Annotated in this window: 12 protein-coding genes; 7 read left to right on the top strand and 5 right to left on the bottom strand. The window is 62.7% G+C overall.

The genetic code is table 11. From position 1 onward, the window contains the following. Positions 1-18: 18 nt before the first annotated feature. The 3 genes from Q0T48_RS05295 (at position 19) to Q0T48_RS05285 (ending at position 6,506) form a co-directional block, all read left to right on the top strand. Complete coding sequence (locus Q0T48_RS05295; RefSeq protein WP_366887935.1) at positions 19-3,828, top strand: SDR family NAD(P)-dependent oxidoreductase; 3,810 nt, start codon at positions 19-21, stop codon at positions 3,826-3,828. Next, positions 3,734-6,058: a polyketide synthase dehydratase domain-containing protein gene (locus tag Q0T48_RS05290; RefSeq protein ID WP_366887936.1), complete on the top strand. Its 2,325-nt coding sequence runs from the start codon at positions 3,734-3,736 to the stop codon at positions 6,056-6,058. Before Q0T48_RS05295 ends, Q0T48_RS05290 begins: the two co-directional genes overlap by 95 nt. 100 nt (positions 6,059-6,158) lie before the next feature. Beyond that, positions 6,159-6,506: a hypothetical protein gene (locus tag Q0T48_RS05285; protein ID WP_295953432.1), complete on the top strand. Its 348-nt coding sequence runs from the start codon at positions 6,159-6,161 to the stop codon at positions 6,504-6,506. 111 nt (positions 6,507-6,617) lie between these two features. On the opposite strand, the gene Q0T48_RS05280 is transcribed toward Q0T48_RS05285, so the two are convergent. After that, positions 6,618-7,526, bottom strand: coding sequence for an AraC family transcriptional regulator (locus tag Q0T48_RS05280; RefSeq protein ID WP_295953429.1), 909 nt, complete (start codon positions 7,524-7,526; stop codon positions 6,618-6,620). A gap of 92 nt (positions 7,527-7,618) precedes the next feature. On the opposite strand from Q0T48_RS05280, the gene Q0T48_RS05275 reads away from it, so the two are divergent. Then, positions 7,619-8,452 (top strand): oxidoreductase, encoded by an 834-nt coding sequence (locus Q0T48_RS05275; protein ID WP_295953427.1) that lies wholly within the window; start codon positions 7,619-7,621, stop codon positions 8,450-8,452. Between the two features lie 491 nt (positions 8,453-8,943). Beyond that, the gene (gene recQ, locus Q0T48_RS05270) at positions 8,944-10,809 is read left to right on the top strand and encodes a DNA helicase RecQ (RefSeq protein ID WP_295953424.1); all 1,866 of its coding nucleotides are present in this window, start codon (positions 8,944-8,946) and stop codon (positions 10,807-10,809) included. A 4-nt stretch (positions 10,810-10,813) separates the two neighbouring features. Here the strand turns inward: recQ and Q0T48_RS05265 are convergent, their stop codons facing one another. Continuing rightward, positions 10,814-13,129 carry an AAA family ATPase gene (locus Q0T48_RS05265; RefSeq protein WP_295953422.1) on the bottom strand — a complete coding sequence of 772 codons (2,316 nt, stop codon included), beginning with the start codon at positions 13,127-13,129 and terminating at the stop codon, positions 10,814-10,816. A 168-nt stretch (positions 13,130-13,297) separates the two neighbouring features. Here Q0T48_RS05265 and Q0T48_RS05260 point away from each other — a divergent pair, with 168 nt between their 5' ends. Both Q0T48_RS05260 and Q0T48_RS05255 read left to right on the top strand, forming a co-directional pair. Next, entirely contained in the window at positions 13,298-13,447 is a 150-nt protein-coding gene (locus Q0T48_RS05260; protein WP_295953419.1) for a hypothetical protein, read from the top strand. A gap of 425 nt (positions 13,448-13,872) precedes the next feature. Beyond that, entirely contained in the window at positions 13,873-15,735 is a 1,863-nt protein-coding gene (locus Q0T48_RS05255; RefSeq protein ID WP_295953417.1) for a phosphoenolpyruvate carboxykinase (GTP), read from the top strand. Positions 15,736-15,898: 163 nt separating this feature from the next. Here the strand turns inward: Q0T48_RS05255 and Q0T48_RS05250 are convergent, their stop codons facing one another. The 3 genes from Q0T48_RS05250 to Q0T48_RS05240 all read right to left on the bottom strand — a co-directional run. Next, positions 15,899-16,735, bottom strand: a complete 837-nt coding sequence (locus Q0T48_RS05250) for an SDR family oxidoreductase (RefSeq protein WP_295953414.1) — start codon at positions 16,733-16,735, stop codon at positions 15,899-15,901. A 47-nt stretch (positions 16,736-16,782) separates the two neighbouring features. Further along, positions 16,783-17,580 (bottom strand): 2-oxo-tetronate isomerase, encoded by a 798-nt coding sequence (otnI, locus tag Q0T48_RS05245; RefSeq protein ID WP_295953412.1) that lies wholly within the window; start codon positions 17,578-17,580, stop codon positions 16,783-16,785. 3 nt (positions 17,581-17,583) lie between these two features. Then, the coding region (locus Q0T48_RS05240; protein WP_295953410.1) for a class II aldolase/adducin family protein at positions 17,584-17,938 on the bottom strand (355 nt) is incomplete at its 5' end.

Here is a 17,938-nt window from a genome sequence, read left to right as displayed (position 1 = left end):
CCCGTGGCGATGGGCTTTATGTTTCCCGGCCAAGGCTCACAGCGGCTGGGCATGGCGCGCACCCTGGTCGAACGCTATGACTGGGCCGCGGAACTGGTCGCCCAGGCGGACATGTGGGCCGCCGAAGCAGGAACTCCCGGCCTGGCAAACAGCCTCTACCCCAACCTGGACCGCCACGTCACCCCCGGCGAACTGGCCCCCGCCGCCGACCAGCTGCAGCAAACCCAGCTGGCGCAACCGGCCATCGTGCTGTGCTCGCTGCTGTGGCTCAAATACATGGGCCATCTGGGCCTGCGCGCCGATGCCGTGCTGGGCCACAGCCTGGGCGAACTCACGGCCTTTTTTGCCGCCGGTGCGTTTGACGAAAAAACTGTGGTCCAACTCGCCACCCTGCGCGGGCAACTGATGGCCGCCAGCGACCCGCAGTCGGCCGGCACCATGGTCAGCCTGGCATGCGACCGCAGCCGTGCGGAGCAGCTGCTGCTGCAGGTGGGCCAGGTCGGCGTGCTGGTGATTGCCAACATCAACAGCCCGGCCCAAACCGTGGTGTCGGGCGAACCCCAGGCCGTGGATGCGCTGCAGGCCCTGGCCGCGCGCGAACACATCACGGCCCACCGCCTGCCCGTCAGCAATGCCTTTCACTCACCGCTGGTGGCATCTGCCGCCGCCGCCTTGCTGGCACAGACCCGTATACCGCAACATCCCGTAGCGATCGAAAAAACACTGATTTCCTCTTGTGACGGCACCGTGGTGGATGCCACAGTCCATCTGCCCACGCATTTTTCCCACCAGATTACGCGGCCTGTCGACTTTGTGGCAGCAGCACACCGCCTGGGTGATTTCTGCGGGCTGGTCCTGGAAGTCGGCCCTGGCAATGTGCTGTCGAACATGGTGTCGCGCACCGTCTCCCCACAGCGCTTGCTGGCCGTTCCGGTCGAACGCACCGCCGAGTCGTCCCAGGACCTGAACTGGGTGGTGGCGCTGGCCCATACCCACGGCCAGTCGGTGGTGTGGTCGGCACTGTACGAGCGCCGGATCATCAAGCCATTTGTGGCTGCCAAAAATCTGTCGTTCATCGTCAACCCCTGCGAACGGCCCTTCGAGCGTGCCGTGGTAACCCCACTCCCGGGCTTCCATTCCAGCAGCCAGCTCCCTGTTCCGCTGCAGGTGGAGGGCGTCGACATGGCGCAGTACTTTGCCCACCGCAGTGGCTTTATCGCCGACGTCATCCGAGCGGACCTGCGCGGCAGCCGGCCAGCAGCCCCGGCCGTACCGCAGCGTGCCGCAACAGCACCAACGCCGGATGCACCCGTGTCGGCCATGGCAGTGCCCCCGCAAGCTTCTGCGCAGACCATCCATGCGGGCGTGCTCCAATTGGCCGCCACCGCCACCGGTTTTGCGCTGGACCAGATCGGCCTGGAAATGACCTTGCTGGACGACCTCAACCTGGACTCCATCAAAGCCAGCGCACTCATCGCCGAAGCCTACGCCTTGGGCGGCGTGGCCGGTGATTTCGACAACACCGCCACGTCCGACCTGACGCTGGCGCTGCTGGCCGATCGGGTGGTCAACGCCATGCCCACCCGGCCCGTGGTCACAAGCCAAGCACTGCCTGCGGGTGCCCCCGGCGCTGGTTCCGCGCTGGAGGTGGTGACCAGTCTGGTAGCGCGCTACACCGGCTTCGCTCCCAAGACATTGCAACCCAGCTTGACCTTCACCGACGACCTGAATCTGGACTCCATCAAGTTCGGCGCACTGGTGGCCGAAGCCATCCAGGCGCTGGATATTGCCCACCAGATTGCGGCTGCAGATGTGCAACCGACCTCCATCGGCGCATTGGCGCAGCAGCTTCAATCCCTGCTGGCCACGCCAGCGGCTGCACCCACTCCCGCAGTGGCAACGGCTGTTGCACAGGCTCCGGTACAAGGGTTTGACATCAGCGCCAACGCCTGGGTGCGCAGTTTTGACATGCACCCGCTGGCAGCCCCCCGCCCCACCAACCTGCACACGGAACGGTCGCTCCAGGACACGGTGGTGGCGGTCCAGTGTGACGATGCACAGCATCCCGATGCCGTGGCACTGGCCCGCTGGTACGAGGCCCATGGGGCAACGGTGCACCTCTACAGCGTAGACAGTCTGCTGAACGAGACCCGCAACGACATCCACCACTTCGTGGTGCTGCTGCCGCGCCAGCCCGCCCCCGACTGGAACACTCCGGGCCTGCTGGCAGACAGCGTCAAGCGGATACGCACGGCAGCAGTGGTGTCGGCCCGACAGGCTGCCTGCAGCAGCCTGGGCTATCTGCAATTCAACGGCCTGGGTGCAGGCCGCACAGTGGCGGCAGGAGACCTGAGGACCGCATGCACCACGGCTTTTGCCGCCAGCATCCATTTGGAGCGCCCAGCGCTGCGGGTGCGGGTGCTGGATTTCCAAGGCACGCCCGATGCCGATTTCGTGGCCACGCAGTCGCTGGCCGAGCTGCTGCTGCCCGACCCCTATACCTTGAGCCACTACACCGTCGACGGCACACGGCACACGCAACAGGCGCGGCTGGTCCAGCCGCTACAGGATGCATCCGACCATTCCAGTGCCCTCACCTGGGACCGCGGGCGCGACGTGGTGCTGGTCACCGGCGGAGCCAAGGGCATCACGGCAGAGTGTGCACTCGCTTTCGCCCAGGCAACCGGTGTCCAGATGGCCTTGGTGGGCAGCTCCCCAGCCCCTGCCACCGCGGGCGATGTCGACAATGAGATTGTCCGGACACTGGCCCGCTACAGCGCGGCAGGTTTATCGGCCCGCTACTATGCCTGTGACATGTCCGACGCAGCGGCGGTCCAGGCGCTGATCTCCAGCATCGGGCAAACGCTGGGCCCGGTGACCGGGGTGATCCATGGCGCCGGTGTCAACAAACCACGCCGGGTCGAGCAGTCCAGCGAAGATGCGGCGCTGCAGGAAATAGCGCCCAAACTGGCGGGTGCCATCCATCTGTGCGCCGCACTGGAACACCAGCCACCCAAGCTGCTGGTGGGCTTGTCGTCCATCATCGGCATCACCGGGATGCCCGGCAACGCCTGGTACGCGTTTTCCAATGAGGCGCTGAACCTGTGTCTGCAAGGTTTCCAGGCCCGCCACCCGCAAACGCATACCGTATCACTGGCTTACAGCGTCTGGGCCGACGTCGGCATGGGGGCCAAGCTGGGCAGCGCCAAGCACTTGGGAACCATGGGCATTTCGGCTATACCCCCGGCAGACGGCGTAGCGCATTTTCTGGCCGCCGTGCTGCGCCCAGGAGCCGCCCACCAAGTAGTGATTGCCAGCCGCCTGGGGGGGTTGGACACTTGGAAGTCGGCCCAACCGGTACAAGCCGTACCCGCCGCCAGTGGCCGCTTTATCGGCAAAACCCTGAGCTATGAGCCGGGTGTCGAGCTGGTGCACCAGGTCCACCTCAACCTCAGCGATGACCTGTACCTGCGCGACCACTACTACCAGGGGGGTGTACTTGTTCCCCACCATGTTTGGCCTGGAAGCCATGGCGCAAACGGTAGCCAAGGTTCTGGGCATCCAGGCCTTCACCTCCTTGCGGCTGGAAGATATTGGCCTGCACCGCCCCATTGTGGTGGGCAGCGAGGCAGGGGCCTGGATCCAGATCACCGCAGTGGTGGCACCGCAGCACAGTGCTATAGAGCCGGTGCGGGTTCAGGTGGGCATTCGGACCCAACACACCGGCTTCCGGGTGGACCATTTCAACGCCACCTTTGTGTTGGCAGAGGTGCCCGATTTCGACGTGCAGGGCCAGGTGGACCTGCCCGAAGCGGCGGTGGACATTGACCCGCTGACAGAGCTGTACGGCGGCTTGCTGTTCCAAGGCCCGCTGTTCCACCGCATCCGTACCGTATGGTCCATGGACGCACACGGTGCGCTGCTGGATATCGAGCAGCGGCCAGAGGACCACTACTACGCGCCGCAGCATTCCCGGTTGTCGATGCTGGGCGACCCGTCGCTGCGGGACGCGATGCTGCAAAGCGCGCAACTCAGTGAACGGGACATTTTCCTGCCGGTGCATATCGACAGCTTGCACATCTGCCGGCTGGTGGGCCACACGCCCAGCCGCGTCACGGCCCGCAACCGGATCCAAACACGTACGGCGGATGACCTGGTGTGCGACGTGATGGCAGTGTCGGAGACCGGCCAACCCCTGGAGCGCATGGCTGGCTACCGGCTCAAGCGTATGGCCAAGGCCCCCCTGGCCGCCACCCCGGCCGACTACGTGAATCCGCAGCAGCGGGACACACTGCTGTTCGAGATGGCACTGGCCGAGGCATGCCAGGCACTGCGTGTCACCGCTCCCGACAGTTTGCTGATCTTTTACCCGCAGCTGTCCAAGATGGACCGCAGCCGCCGACGCCTGAGCGAGCTGCCCCTGTTCAGCGAGGTGGTGCTCAAAGCCTTTCCGGCCAACCGCAACTTTGCGCTCAACCAGTTGGAAATCCACTGGCTGGACAACGGCAAGCCGGTACTCACCGGCCTGGGCCGGGAGAATGCCAACATCTCGCTGTCGCACGACCGCAGGCACTGCCTGTGCGTGGCTGGTGAGGGGGACCAGGGCTGCGACATCGAGCCGGTGGTGCCTCGCCCCCATTCCGAGTGGCTGGGCCTGCTGGGGCCGCACCACGTCGGCCTGGTGGCCGAGCTGATGGCCGCGGGCGACACCCTGGACGAAGCCGGTACCCGTCTGTGGTCCGCGATGGAAAGCACCATCAAGGCGCTGGGCGGCCCGGTGCGGGAGATGCAGGTGGCGCACCGCCACGCCAACGGGGTGCTGCTGGTCTGCGGCAACGGGGACCGCAACGTGCATGTGCTGACGCTGTCGATGGCGCTGACGCGTATGCCTCGCAAAATGGTGGCCATGGTGGTCACACCGGTGGTCCAGCCCAAGGCAGTGCATGCGCCGATAGCGACTACAGCACCGGCAGCGCGGCACGCCGTGTCGTCGCAGCTAGCGGCGCTGCCCGCGCAACTGCTGCGCCACCGCATGGATGCAGGCCCCAACGGCCAGCGCAAGCCCTGCTACCGCTTCATGAGCACCTTCAAAGACACGACCACCCTGCGACACAGCCTGGACTTCCCGATCTTTGCCAACTGGATGGGCTCGGTGAGGGAGCTGAGCGTGCTAGAAGTCGCCCGCCAGCTAGTGCCCGATTTCGCATCCGGGCGCTGGGGCATGGTAACCAACGAATCAGAAATCCAGATCCTGGGAGACGCGCACTGCATGGATGTCTTAGAAGGCCGCATGTACCTTAGTCGGGCCTATGGCAAACACCAGTCGTCCATCGACATGCACTTCGAGTGGCTGAAAATTGCAGACGACGGGTCCGAGCAGTTGATCGCCCTGAGCACCATGGCCACCACCTGGGTCGAGATCAAGGGCCACGGCCTGGTCGATGTCCAGCCCTTCCCGCCCTACCTGGAGGCTTTTGTGGCAGAGAACCTGCCCGAAAATCCGCTCACCGAGGACACACGCCAGCTACACCGCCCCGAGCCGTCCGGCAGCCACTGGACGTTGAGCCCTGCGCTCGGCACGCTCCTGTACGAGGCACCGAACGCACCCAAGGTCGAACCCGAGCTGCTCCGGCAGGTGTTCTCGACCACCTCGGCAGAGTCCAACCTGGTGGGCAACATCTACTTTGCCAACTACTACCACTGGCAAAAGCGGCTGATCGACCGCTACTTTCAACAGCTGGCACCGCAACTCCATACCGCCCACGGCATGGTCGGGGAGTTCCAGTTCCGCAAAAGCCAGGTCCGCCACCTGCGTGAAGCCATGCCGTTTGACAACATCGAGGTGGTGATGGCGCTCAAAGTGCTGCACACGGATGCCATCCAGCTGCATTTCGACTTCTACAAGCTGGTATCCGCCACCGAACGGGACAAGCTGGCCTTTGGCGACTGCGAAGCCGTATGGGTACAAAAAGGTGCCCAAGAGCCGTCGCACATCCCGGCCATTTACACCGGGGCACTGGCACAAAGAACACCCCTCCGATCCCCCACCGTGGCATGACCGCGCAACCCTTTTCTCAACCCTCCCAACCCATACCATGACACGCAAACTATTCTTGACTCTCGCCGCGGTGGTAGCCGCCCTTGTAGGCGCCCTAACCTTGATCGCACCGGCCTTTTTGTTGACCACCTTGAAAGGTGCGGCGCCCAATCCCGCGGCCCTGGTCATGGCGCGCACCACGGGCCTGCTGCTGCTGACCGTTGCTTTCATGGCTTTTCTGGTACGCGGGCACGCCGACTCGCCCACCATGGAAGCCGTACTCACCGCCAACCTTGCACTGCAGCTGGGGCTGATCCCCATGGACCCGATGGCCTACATGAGCGGCGCGTTCACCACCATCGGCTCGTTCGCGCCCAACACGGTCATCCACCTGCTGCTGGCCATAGGCTTTGCCTACTACCTGGTGAAGCTGCGCAAGGCGCTCGCCGCCAGCCGACGGCCCCAGTGAACGCCCTTGCGGAATTTATAAAAAATAGGCTTTTAACGCAGATGGAGCCTGCACAAGCAGCTATAAATTAAAGAGCAATTCCCCCGTGAAGCGCATCCACGCACCGCGGCATCACACCTCCACCAAGGCCCCCTCCGTCCGCAGCCGCACGGCATCGCGCAGCGGCGACTGGCCGAACATACGGGCATATTCGCGGCTGAACTGGGACGGGCTCTCGTAGCCCACGGCAAAGCCGATGCTGGCTGCGTCGGCCTGGCCGGCCAGCAGCAGGCGGCGGGCTTCCTGGAGGCGGATCTGCTTTTGGTACTGCAGCGGGCTCATGGCGGTGACGGCCTTGAAATGGCGATGGAAGGTAGAGGCCGTCATGTGCACCTGCTGCGCCACCGTGTCGATGCGCAGCGGCTCGGCAAAGTGGCTGCGGATCCAGCCAATGGCGCGGCCAATGTGCACCAACTGACTGTGGGCCATGGCGATCTGGCGCAGCATGGGGGCCTGCGCGCCGGTGAGAAGGCGGTACAGAATTTCGCGCTCCACCAGCGGGGCCAGCATGGGGATGTGGGCCGGGGTGTCCAGCAGCCGCAACAGGCGCAGGACGGCATCCAACACATCGGGCGTAACCGGGCTGACGGCCAGGCCGGGCGACGGGGCTCCGGTGGGCGGGCTGGGCAAGGCCAGCAGCATGTCGGCCAGCACCGCCGTGTCCAAAGCCAGGGCGAAGGCCAGATACGGTGCCTCCGGGCTCGCCTGTATGACCGCCCCGGTGACCGGCAGGTCCACCGACACCAGCAAGCACTGCCCGGCGCTGTACTCCACCACCGACGCCCCCAACAGCGCCCGTTTGGCCCCCTGGGCCACGATGTACAGAATCGGCTGGTAGACCACGGCGACGGGCAAGGTGGGTGTGTCGGAGCGCACCAGCCGCACCCGCGGCAGCGCCGTGGCGGCTTGGTTGCCCTGCCAGTGCCGTGCAATTACATCGCAGAGCTCCTGATTGGGTTTGGTCGGCGTGGATAGCAACATGCGAGGATTATGCAAGAGCCGCGCAGTATCACGCTACCGCTGCAGGGGCCAACACGGGGATAGTCAAGCTCTTTGCAACCCAGGAGCAAGCCATGTCTTTCCATCCCCAAACTTGGTTCATCACCGGCGCAGCACGCGGCATCGGCGCGCATACCGTGCAAGCCGCCCTGGCCGCAGGCCACAACGTGGTTGCCACCGCCCGTAACCGCCACAGCATCACCACCACCCACGACCGTTTGCTGGCGCTGGACCTGGACGTGACCGTTGAAGCCCAGGCACACGCCGCCGTGCAGGCCGCCGTGGCCCGCTTTGGCCGCATCGACGTACTGCTCAACAACGCGGGCTACGGCCAACTCGGCCTGTTTGAAGAAAGCACGGCGGCGGACGCGCAAGCGCAGTTCGACACCAATGTGTTCGGCCTGTTCCACGTGACGCGGGCGGTGCTGCCGGTGATGCGCCAGCAGCGCGCAGGCCGGGTGCTGAATATCTCTTCCATCGCCGGAATGCGGGGCCGCACCGGCACCTCCCTATACAGCGCCAGCAAGTTCGCGGTGGAAGGGTTTTCCGAAGCCCTGGCGCAGGAAGTGGCCGCTTTCGGCACCTTTGTGACCATCGTGCAGCCGGGTGCATTTCGCACCGACTTTCTGGATGGCCAGTCGATGCGCACCGGCAGCCGGCCCCTCGCCGACTACGCTGCGCAGTCGGCCCAGGTGACAGAGGGTTTTGGTGCCCGCAACCACCAACAGCCCGGCGACCCGGCGCGGCTGGCTGCGGCGCTGCTGCAACTGGCCGCCCACCCCACGCCGCCACTGCGGTTTGCGGCGGGGAATGATGCGGTGGAAATCGTGGGTGCAAAAATTGAGGCGCTGCGGGCGGAGTTGGAGGCTTGGCGGGCCTTATCCGTGACAACAGATGGGGTGTTTTAAGAGGGTAAGCATGGACTTGGCAAGGCCGCGCTCAGGCCTAGCTGATTCAGCCATTAAATATGGTGCCCACGCATATTTACCCGGCACAAGCAGCTATAAATTACAGAGCATTTCAAAACGAGCACGATATGCCGTTACTTGAATCTTCTGTAGGCCCATATGCAGAAGCCTAGCGCTATCATCAGCTGAATCAGCGCCAACGTTGCGAACGGTCGGGTCTCCATCGCTTGCAGCACGCGTTCCAACCAACTGGGATCAGGAAGTTCCTTTATCAACATGGGCTCCTTCAGAAACGGGGGTTCGTTTTGATGCGTGGAAATGCTAAAGAGAGACTTCAAAAGAAACGATGCCCCACCCGGGGTCGGCAAATGCGCCGCCCGGCCCGGGCACAATAGTGCCCTCTCACCAGCCTCGCGCTGGTTTACATACTAAATAGGCCTCTAGCGCATATAGCACCTGCGCAAGCAGCTATACATTTCAGAGCAAACGCATTGTCCTCGTCCCCCCTCGCCATCCTGCGTGAAACCTTTGGCTACGAGCAGTTTCGTGGTCCGCAACAAGCCATCGTGGAGCATGTGGTGGCCGGGGGCGATGCGCTGGTGCTGATGCCTACCGGCGGCGGCAAGTCGCTGTGTTACCAGATTCCGGCAATTGCGCGGCAGATGAACGGGCAGGGCATCACCATCGTGATCTCACCGCTGATTGCGCTGATGCACGACCAGGTGGGGGCGCTACACGAGGCGGGGGTGTCGGCGGCGTTTTTGAATTCCACGCTGAGCTTTGCCGAGGCGCTGGATGTGGAGCGCCGCCTGATGCGTGGCGACATCACCATGCTGTACGCCGCACCTGAGCGCATCAACACGCCGCGCTTTCTGGACCAGCTGGACGAACTGCTGGCGCGCGGCCAGCTCAGCCTGTTTGCGATTGACGAAGTGCATTGCGTGAGCCAGTGGGGCCACGACTTCCGGCCCGAATACCGGGCGCTGACGGTGCTGCACCAGCGCTACGCCAGCGTGCCGCGCATTGCGCTGACGGCCACGGCGGACGCGTTGACCCGGGCCGACATCGTGGAGCGGCTGCAACTGGAAGATGCCCAGCATTTCGTCAGCAGCTTTGACCGGCCCAACATCCGCTATACCATTGTTGAAAAGAAAGAGGCCACCCAACAGCTTCTGCGCTTCATCGAGCGCGAGCACGACGAGGACGCAGGAGTGGTCTATTGCCAGTCGCGCAAGCGGGTGGAAGAGGTGGCGCAGACGCTGTGCGAACACGGCATCAACGCCCTGCCGTACCACGCCGGGCTGGACACCAAGCTGCGCCAGACGCACCAGGACCGTTTTTTGCGCGAAGAAGGCATTGTGATGGTGGCTACCATCGCCTTCGGCATGGGCATCGACAAGCCGGACGTGCGCTTTGTGGCGCATCTGGACATGCCGAAAAACATCGAAGGCTACTACCAGGAAACCGGCCGCGCCGGGCGCGACGGCCTGGCCGCCGATGCCTGGATGGTCTACGGCCTGCAAGACGTGGTGAACCAGCGCCGCATGATCGACGAGAGCCCGGCCAGCGAAGAATTCAAGCAGGTAATGCGCGGTAAGTTGGATGCGCTGCTGGGTCTGGCCGAAGCGACCGACTGCCGCCGGGTGCGGCTGCTGGCCTATTTCGGCGAGAAATCGGCCCCCTGCGGCAACTGCGACAACTGCCTGGAGCCACCCCAAGTGTGGGATGGCACCGAGGCGGCGCGCAAGCTGCTGTCTACCGTTTACCGCATCGGACAGATGAGCGGCATCGGCTTTGGCGCGGGCCACATCATGGACATCTTGCGTGGCAAAACCACCGACAAGGTGAACCAGTTCAACCACAGCACGCTCAGCACCTTTGGCCTGGGCGCGGAGTACAGCGAGGTGCAGTTGCGTGGCGTGCTGCGCCAGCTGATCGCCATCGGCGCGGTAGCCGTGGACGCGGCGGCCTACAACACGCTGTGCCTCACCGAAGGCTCGCGCGCCGTACTGAAAGGCGAGGTGCCACTGATGCTGCGGGCATCCGTGTCCGGCCCGGCGCAGGGCAAACCCAGGCGTGAAAAATCCAGCGCCAAGTCCGCGGCCAAATCGGCCGTGGTGGCGGCGCTGGACGACAGCGCCCAAACCCGCTTCGCCGCCCTGAAAGCCTGGCGCGCCGAAGTCGCCCGCGAACACAACCTGCCCGCCTACGTGATCTTCCACGACGCGACCCTGGCGGCGATTGCCGCCATTGACCCGCGCAGCCTGGGCGACCTGGAGGGCGTGAGCGGGATTGGGGCGAAAAAGCTGGAGGCGTATGGAGAGGCGGTACTCGAGGTGTGCACCGGGGCGGCGTGAAAGGCTAATGGATAAAGCCCATACCCCTGGCCTCGCGTACCTCGGGTTTGATGCGGTGCTCGGCCTCTAGCTGTTCCATGAACTCGTCGGGGCTCAAGGCAGCGTCCAGAATCTCGGATTGGCGTTTCACCGCCGCGAAGTCGCCGGGGCAGAGCTGCTCCAGCTTGGACAGGCGGGTGCCCAGCGCGTCGGTGAGCAGGGCCGCATCACCATCCAGGGCTTCCCGCACAAACATGGTTTCGCGCTGGGCACGCAGCAGGGGCTTGAACTGGATCTTGAAGGTAAAGCGGCGCAGCGCGGCCTGGTCGATGCGGTCTAGCAAATTGGTAGTGCAGACGAAGATGCCACGGTAGCGCTCCATGCCCTGCAGCATTTCGTTCACCTCGGTGACCTCGTAGGTGCGCTGGGCACCGCGCCGGTCTTGCAGAAAGCTATCAGCCTCGTCCAGCAGCAACACCGCTTTTTCGGCCTCGGCTTCGCGGAACATGGCGGCCATTTTTTGCTCGGTTTCGCCTACGTACTTGCTCATCAGGTCGCTGGCCTGCTTGACGATCAACGGTTTGTCCAGCGCCTTGGCGATGTGTTCGGCCAAGGCGGTTTTGCCCGTGCCCGGTGCGCCGTAAAAGCACAGCGTGCCGTGGCCGCGCGCCTTCAGGGCCTGCACGATGCGGGGGATTTCAAAGCGGCTTTCCACGTTGAGCATATCCAGGCTGTAGGTGGTGGCGCTGGGGCGCTGAGCGTGGTCGCTGGCGCTGTTGCCCAGGGCCATGTCGGCATTTTTGAGCTGGCGGTCGATCAGGTTTTCAAACGTGGTGTCCATGGCCGGGGTGACCAGCCCGGCAAAGCGCACGGCGGTGCGGATCTGCGCCGGAGTCAGGCCTTTGCGCTCGGTGAGCTTGGCCACAAAGGCATCGCTCACGGCTACGCCTTCCAGCGTTTTGCGCACCAGGCCTTCGCGGGCACCGGGCGGGGGCGATTTCAGCTCCAGGTGGTAGGCAAAGCGGCGGCGGAAGGCCGGGTCGATCTGCTCGATGCGGTTGGTGACCCACAGCGTGGGCACGTTGTTGGATTCCAGAATCTGGTTCACCCAGGCCTTGCCGCTGACCGACGCGGTACCGGGTGCGGCCACCTGCTCGGCGCGGGCCATGAGCTGGGCGGCCTCGGTGCTGATAGGCGGAAACACGTCTTCCACCTCGTCAAACAGCAGCGCGGCCTGCACGCTGCCCTTGAGGAACACCTGGGCGATCTGCAGCGAGCGGTAGCGATCGCGACCACTGAGGGAGTTGCCGTCGCGGTCAGCGTACTCCACCTCGAACAGGTCCAGCCCGGCGGCCTGGGCCACCACCCGGGCCAGCTCGGTCTTGCCGGTGCCGGGCGGGCCGTAGAGCAGCACGTTCACGCCCGGCTCCTTGCGCGCCACGGCGTTACGCAGCAGGGACACCAGCACCTGCGCGTCGTCCAGCACGTAGGTGAAGTCGGCCAAGGCCAGCGCACTCTTGGTGGCCGGGCGGGTGAACACGGCCATCAACTCGCTCTGGTCGCGGTACTCGCGCATCAGCACCGGGGGGAGCTTTTCGCTGACCTTCATCAGGTCGGCTAGGTCGGTTATGTTGTGCTCGGAGATCAGGTTTTCCACCAGGCCGATGCGCTCCAGCCGCGAACCCGCACGCAGGGCCTCGCCCACCTCGGACGGGCTGACCCCGGCGACTTCTGCAATCGCGGCATAGGCCTCGGGCGCGTTGTTGACCTTGACCTCGACCAGGATGGTGCGCAGATCGCGCTGGTAGCGGGCCAGCGTGCCGTACAGCAGCAGGGCGCGTTCGGCCTTGTTCAGTTGCAGCAGGCCGGACAGCGCGTCGATGTTCTTTTCCACCAGGGTGGACTGTTTTTTGAGCGCGTGGGTCAGCCATTCGCCGGTGACGGCCAGGGCGGAGAGCAAATCCTTGGGCTGGTCTTTGGCGTATTCGTCCAGGTAGAAGAACAGCGTGCCTTCTTCGTAGGGGCCGCGCCATACGCCGTGACGTTCCAAAAATTCGGTGGTGCACAGGGCGGCGTGGCCGCGCCAGAATTCATTGTCCTTGCAGCGCCGGGTAAGAAACTCGCGCAGCCGCAGCAGCACTGGCTGGGGCCACACCAGGTGCCTGCCGGCCATGGCCAGCAGGCTGTTGAGGTCGCGCCGCACATTGAACTTGGGGCCTTGGCGGGCCACCAGGGTCAGCACAAAATGCGAGCACATCAAATCCAGCACGGGCGCGGTTTTCAGGCCGGGTGAGGGCACCAGCTGCGCATTCGCAGAATCAAAAACCAGACGCTTCACCATAAGACAGGCTCCTCGCAACGGGGTTCGTTGCCGCACCATAACGCAGCGGCCGGGGCATGGGAAGACCTGGGCCGCTAATATTCCCAGAACACGAATAGCTCGTATCTGTGCCGTGCGGGCGTGGCTATCCGCTTAGAATCGTCGAGAACCAAAATGCAAGGAAACCCTATGTCCCAACCCACCGATGACCACAGCACCCCCGCACGCGCCCCGGCCGATGCCGTGGAGGGTATCGTGCCCCTGATTCCCATGGTGTTGCCCATTGTTGGCGGTGTGTTGATTTTCTTGCTGGCTTTTATCGCCGTGTCCATGGCCTAATCGGCCCCTGGCGCCAGCCCTGCATGGGCTGACAGCTATTGATTTACTAGCGCCATGCCCCTGCGCAGGGCTGGCGCAAAGGTTCTTCGCAACGAAGACCCCGCCTTTTACTCCCACCCCAGTTTTTTTACTGCTGCTGTGCTTTTGATAGCTTATGGCCCAATAGCTGCGTGCGTTAGTGGCCTATTTTCTTGTTCTTTCCGTCTGTAACAGCGTACTCCGCCAACAATACTTTCACGCATATACCAATGCAACGTTTGCATATCATTTGCATGTAATCGCTATGTAACTTGTCTCCGCATCTCTAGAATCGGCGTGCTGGCACCCTTGGCTTGCAAAGCCGTTTTCTGAAAAGGCCGCTCACCGCGTCTCTCGCACGTAGCCCTCTTTTGAAAAAACGATTTTCAACTTAGGAGCTTCCCCCGATGAACGCACGTACTTTGCAGGGCCTGACCCAGACCGCCCCCGCCTATGTCAAAAACACCCGGCTGCTGGCCTGGGTGGCCGATATGGCCGCACTCACCCAGCCAGATGCCATCTACTGGTGTGACGGCAGCCAGGACGAATACGCCCAGCTGTGCCAACAACTGGTGGCGGCCGGCACGTTCAAGCAGCTCAACCCGGCCAAGCGTCCCAACTCCTTCCTGGCCTGCAGTGACCCGAGCGACGTGGCCCGCGTGGAAGACCGCACCTACATCTGCTCCGACAAAAAAGAAGATGCCGGCCCCACCAACAACTGGATGGAGCCCGCCGAGATGCGCGCCACGTTGAACCCGCTGTTCGCCGGTTGCATGCGCGGTCGCACCATGTACGTGGTGCCGTTCAGCATGGGGCCACTGGGTTCGCCCATCGCCCACATCGGTGTCGAGCTGTCGGATAGCCCCTACGTGGCCGTCAACATGCTCACCATGACCCGCATGGGCAGGGCCGTGGTGGAGTTGCTGGACACCGACGGTGCTTTTGTGCCTTGCGTGCACACCGTGGGCGCGCCTTTGGCCCCAGGCCAAGCCGATGTGAAATGGCCGTGCAACAAGACCAAGTACATCGTGCACTTCCCCAAGACCCGCGAAATCTGGTCGTATGGCTCCGGCTACGGCGGCAACGCGCTGCTGGGCAAGAAATGCTTTGCGCTGCGCATCGCCTCCAACATGGGCCGCGACGAAGGCTGGCTGGCCGAGCACATGCTGATCCTGGGCGTGACCAACCCGCAAGGCAAAAAGTATCACGTGGCCGCTGCCTTTCCAAGCGCCTGTGGCAAGACCAACTTCTCCATGCTGGTGCCGCCCGCGGGCTTCCACGGCTGGAAGGTCACCACCATCGGTGACGATATTGCCTGGATCAAGCCCGGTGCCGATGGCCGCCTGTACGCCATCAACCCCGAAGCCGGCTACTTTGGCGTAGCCCCCGGCACTAACTACCACACCAACCCGAACTGCATGGCCAGCCTGGACAAGGACGTGATCTTCACCAATGTCGCGCTGACCGACGACGGCGATGTGTGGTGGGAAGGCATGGAAAAAGACACCGGCAAGCTGCCCGACCACCTGATCGACTGGCAAGGCAACGACTGGACCCCGGCCATTGCCAAAGCCACCGGTGCCAAAGCCGCCCACCCCAATTCCCGCTTTACCGTGGCCGCCACCAACAACCCGGCGCTGGACGATGCTTGGGACGATGCCGCCGGTGTGCCTATCGACGCGTTCATTTTCGGTGGCCGCCGCTCGACCACTGTGCCCCTGGTCACCGAAGCCCGCAACTGGACCGAAGGCGTGTACATGGCCGCCACCATGGGCAGTGAAACCACCGCCGCCGCTGCAGGCCAGATGGGCGTGGTGCGCCGCGACCCGTTCGCCATGCTGCCCTTCATGGGCTACAACATGAGCGACTACTTCCAACACTGGCTCGACATGGGTGACAAGATGGCCCACTCCGGCACCCGTCCACCTGCCATTTTCTGCACTAACTGGTTCCGCAAGGGAGCTGATGGCCAATTCGTCTGGCCCGGCTACGGCGAAAACATGCGCGTGCTGAAGTGGATGATCGACCGCCTGGAAGGCGAAGCCGCGGGCAAGGAAAACATCTTTGGCATCAGCCCCACCTACGGCGAGCTGAACTGGACCGGGCTGGACTTCACGCCCGCCCAGTTCGACACGGTCACCCACATCGACACCGCGGCTTGGCGGCAAGAGCTGGTGCTGCACACCGAACTGTTCACCCAGTTGGCCCACCACCTGCCCCAGGCCTTGGTAGACACCAAGAACGCCCTCGAAAAGCGCCTGGCCATATAGGTCACTTTAGCGCCCTATCGGCCTAAGGCATAGCCACCCTAGACTGCGCACCTGCCACCCCGGCAGGTAGCGCCGCAGCATCTCCACCTCTTGGCACACGCAGGTTTTGAAATTGCCCGGCGCTTTAAAAGCATGCCGATGTTCTTATATCACCGGCACTGAATCAAGGCTTCTTGGCTTGGTTGGTTTGTACGAACTGGGCGAACGCCTCGGTGTAATCTTTATGCCAGCGCGACAGGGCAGGCCGGTTTTTCACGATGTCGTCAGCGGCCCAAAGGATACGGCTCTCGTCCAGCGAGCGTGGTGCGTCATTGTCAGGGCACAGAATATAGAAGTCCCCCTGGTTCAGACGCTCGACCATGAAATCAGCGGTTTGCTCGGGTGTCCACGCGCCAGCGGGCTTCTCGGTGCGCCCTTGCGCAGTCAGCCCCGTAAAAACAAAGCCGGGAATGAGTAAATGCGCCGTGACTTGGCAACCCTCCGTGTTGCGCAGTTCATGAGCCAGGGCTTCAGTGAACACCTTGAGACCCGCCTTGGAGACGTTATAAGCGGGATCTTCCGGGGGCGTGGTGATGCCCTGCTTGGAACCCGTGTTGATAACCAGACCCGGCCTACCCGAGGACACCATCACCGGCACAAACAGCTGCGAGCCAAGAACCGCACCGCCAAGATTTACGGACAGAATGCGCTCCCAGGTGTGCTGCGCATCAAAGACAGAACTACCTGGCTGGATACCCGCGTTGTTCATCAACACGCTGACACCACCAAAGCGCTGCTGCACGAATCGTTGCAGCTGTTGCAAGTCTGCCCTCTGGCTCACGTCGGCTTCAAAACCGACCACGTTTTCAAAACCATTCGGAGCGAATGCAGCTACTTCATTCACCGCATTTTCAATACGTTCTGAGCCGAGGTCCGCAATGCAAACGCGTAAACCCATAGAGGCCCATCGTTTCGCTACGGCCAAGCCGATGCCGGCTGCACCACCGGTAATCACGGCCACGGACCCAGGGACTAACGCAGGATGTGTCATAGAAATGCAACTCTCAATCAGACCAAGGGTTTGAGCCACTGCAGGCCGGCGCTGGTACCACCGGGTACGGCGCCGCGCAAGGGACGGTACTCGCAACCAATCCAACCTACATAGCCCAGCTCTTCCAGCACTTGGAACAAATAAGGATAGTGGAGTTCGCCCATATCTGGTTCGTGACGGGCGGGAGATCCGGCAATTTGGATATGTCCCACATGTCCGGTTGGTACGTATTTGCGGATCTTCATCGCGACATCGCCTTCCGCAACCTGGCAGTGGTAGAGGTCCATTTGGACCTTCAAGTTTGGCATGTCTACGGCGACCACCACCGCATGGGCTCGGTCCTGCCGATGTAGGAAGAATCCCGGCATGTCGCGCGTGTTGATGGGTTCAATCAATATATCTACATCCTTTTTAGCTGCAAGCTTGCAGGCCCATCGCAGCCGCTGTACGTACAACTCCATCAAGGTCTCATAGCTATGGCCTTCAGCTTGTATGCCAGCCATGACATGGATGCGCGGGCAGTTCAATGTCACCGCATATTCCAAAGCCTGATCAATACTTTGGCAGAACTCGCCTTCTCGACCAAGCAAACAAGCAAGGCCGCGTTCACCCGCAGTCCAATTACCAGGGGAAGCATTGAAAAGTACTTGTTGAAGCCCATGGGCATTCAACCGCTCCGCAATATCAACAGCCTTAAAGTCGTAGGGGAATAAATATTCCACAGCCTTGAAGCCGTCGGTCGCTGCCGCTTTGAATCTGTCCAGGAAGTCAAGCTCCTGGTAAAGCATCGATAGATTGGCTGCAAATTGAAGCATTTTTTACCATTTCACATCAAATATTTGGCGCAACTCATAGAGTTGAGGTTCTGTTAGGGCACACACCGACGACAGATTTTTCGATACCAGCTTGGCGGTCTCTTCCAACGTCGCCATAGCTGCAGAAGGAGAGTCGTGCCAGACATTAGGACCCAGACGCGAAAGCATGACCGCACGTATTGGCAGCTGCGCTTGCCCATAGCGGTGGATTGCTTCGGCCACGCAATGCGTGCTATGTGTGTGAATCACACACCGGGTATCGGCTTGGTATGTTGTTGCCGCCTTGTAAATCTGGGCGTGCAAAAAAAAGCTTTTGCTGGCTTTGTCGCCGCTGCGCTGCACACCGCTATGGTCCATT

The organism is Rhodoferax sp. (assembly GCF_025354435.1).
Taxonomy (GTDB): domain Bacteria; phylum Pseudomonadota; class Gammaproteobacteria; order Burkholderiales; family Burkholderiaceae_C; genus Rhodoferax_B.
This window is presented reverse-complemented; position numbering and strand designations above follow the sequence as displayed.